Here is a 2,190-nt window from a genome sequence, read left to right as displayed (position 1 = left end):
GCCCGTCGGGAGGCGGTGGGGCGGGTGGGCGGCCCGGGTGCCGTCCGGGCGGTGCGTCGCGTCCCCGGCCTCGCGTTCCGCCCGTCCGCAACGGCCCCGACCGTGCGCGCCCGTGGCGTCGTCGGCTGCTGCTGCTCCTCTTCCCCACCCGCATCAACCGCACCTAGTCTGGGGAGTGAGCGCACGGCGACGAAGAGTCACCGGAGGGGAAGCCGGTGACGTCATGTGCGGAAGGTGCAGGTGGGTCATGGTTTCTGCTGGCGAGACACCCCTCAATGAGGTCAGGTTCCTGACCGTGGCGGAAGTCGCCTCGGTGATGCGCGTTTCGAAGATGACCGTGTACCGGCTGGTGCACAGCGGTCATCTGCCGGCGATCCGGGTGGGAAGGTCGTTCCGGGTGCCCGAGCAGGCGGTTCACGCATATCTCCGCGACTCCTTCGTGGGGGTGGAGACCGCATAGCCCGGATTTCTCCCGCCGCTCCCGGATTTCTTCCGCCGCCCTCGGATTACGAGCTCGGCGCTTCGACGGGTAGGCTAGGCCGACGTAGGTCGTGTGGGCCCAGACGCCCCGCACCGAGATCCCCGCCCATGCGGGGGTGTTCCGAGAAGTGAGCGAGGGTAGTCGTGGGCTCTGTTATCAAGAAGCGCCGCAAGCGGATGGCGAAGAAGAAGCACCGCAAGCTTCTGAAGCGCACCCGTGTTCAGCGCCGCAACAAGAAGTAAGCGGCGGCTGTACGTGCGCCTCGCGGCCCTTCCACCGGTTCGGTGGGAGGGCCGCGATCGTGTTCCGGGCGGCTTCGTTTCCGACGTGCCGCGGCCCGTGGTCGCCGTTGTGCGCCGCTGACCGGTTACGGTGGCAGCCGGACGCGTCGCGGTACCGAACGGAGGGCGCCGAACGTGGGCAGGGTCGTGCTCGTCACCGGGGTGGCCAGGCATCTCGCCGGCCGTTTCGTACGGCGTGTCGTGCGCGACCCCGGCGTCGACCGGGTCGTCGGGGTGGACGCCGTCGTTCCGGAGCATCCGCTGGGCGGCGCCGTGTTCGTCCGGGCCGACATCCGGCAGCCGGCCATCGGCCGGGTCCTGGCGGAGCACGGCGTCGACACCGTCGTCCACATGGACCTGTCCGAGAGCCCGGTGGGGGGCGGCGGCCGGGCGGTGGCCAAGGAGACCAACGTCATCGGCACGATGCAGCTGCTCGGTGCCTGCCAGAAGTGCCCCACCGTCAGCCGCGTCGTCGTCCGTTCCGGTACCGGTGTGTACGGCTCCGCCCCGCGTGATCCGGCGGTCCTCGTCGAGACGGCCCCGCCCAGGTCGCTGCCGAGGGGCGGGTTCGCGAAGGACCTCGCCGAGGTCGAGGGGTACGTGCGGGGGTTCGCCCGGCGGCGTCCCGACGTCGCCGTGTGCGTGCTGCGCCTCGCGAACGTCCTCGGTCCGGGTGCCGACTCCCCGATGGGCCGGTACTTCTCGCTGCCGGTGCTGCCGACGCTCCTCGGGTACGATCCGCGGCTCCAGTTCGTCCACGAGGACGACGTCCTGGACGTGCTGCGCATCGCCTCGTCGGAGCCGCGCCGGGGGACCCTCAACAGCGGTACGTTCAACATCGCCGGGGACGGGGTGCTGACCCTGTCGCAGTGCGCCCGCCGTCTGGGCCGGCCGACGCTCCCGCTGCCGCCGCCGGCTCTCGCCTGGGCCGGTACGGCGCTGCGGACGCTCGGGGTGAACGACTTCTCCCCCGAGCTGATCCGCCTCCTCACGCACGGCCGGGTGGTCTGTACGGCCCAGATGCGCGAGACGCTCGGGTTCCACCCCGCCCATACGACGGCGGAGGCCCTCGCGGACTTCGTGCGGCACCGGGGCCCCGGTCCGCTGCCGCCGGCCGCGCTGGCGGCGGCCGTCGACGGGGTGGCGGCCCGGCTCGGTGACGGTGTGGCCGCGCGGACGGCGCGGACGGTGGAGCGGCGCGGAGCCGCCGGGACGAGGAGCACGGACTAGCGATGGCGGACGCCGAGGTCATCCCCTTCGACGAGGACCGGCCGCGCGGTGGCGCGTCCCGCGCGGGCCGCAGGAGGGCCGCGCGGGGTGTGCCGGCCCGCCCGGTGACGCCGCTGACGGAGCAGGACGGGCCGNCNNGCCGCCGCTCGCGGTCCGCAGCCGTCGGGCATCGGGGGCNGCCGGGGGCCCCGGCNGCGG

Annotated in this window: 3 protein-coding genes; all 3 read left to right on the top strand. The window is 73.2% G+C overall.

The genetic code is table 11. The features are described 5' to 3' along the window. Window positions 1-247 precede the first annotated feature (247 nt). Window positions 248-460 (top strand): helix-turn-helix domain-containing protein, encoded by a 213-nt coding sequence (locus tag MW084_RS06075; RefSeq protein WP_010470018.1) that lies wholly within the window; start codon window positions 248-250, stop codon window positions 458-460. Between the two features lie 164 nt (window positions 461-624). After that, window positions 625-723, top strand: a complete 99-nt coding sequence (locus tag MW084_RS06070) for a 30S ribosomal protein bS22 (protein WP_003948845.1) — start codon at window positions 625-627, stop codon at window positions 721-723. Between the two features lie 174 nt (window positions 724-897). Beyond that, window positions 898-1,992 carry an NAD-dependent epimerase/dehydratase family protein gene (locus MW084_RS06065; protein ID WP_010470016.1) on the top strand — a complete coding sequence of 365 codons (1,095 nt, stop codon included), beginning with the start codon at window positions 898-900 and terminating at the stop codon, window positions 1,990-1,992. The last annotated feature ends 198 nt before the right edge of the window (window positions 1,993-2,190 follow it).

It is taken from the genome of Streptomyces sudanensis, from assembly GCF_023614315.1.
Classification (GTDB): Bacteria; Actinomycetota; Actinomycetes; order Streptomycetales; family Streptomycetaceae; genus Streptomyces; species Streptomyces sudanensis.
Note: the sequence above shows the minus strand (reverse complement) of the source record. Positions and strands in the feature narration are given on the sequence as shown.

Excerpts from the sequence above, each read along its gene's own strand:
- MW084_RS06075 (WP_010470018.1), top strand. The coding sequence starts at position 248 with ATGGTTTCTGCTGGCGAGACACCCCTCAATGAGGTCAGGTTCCTGACC.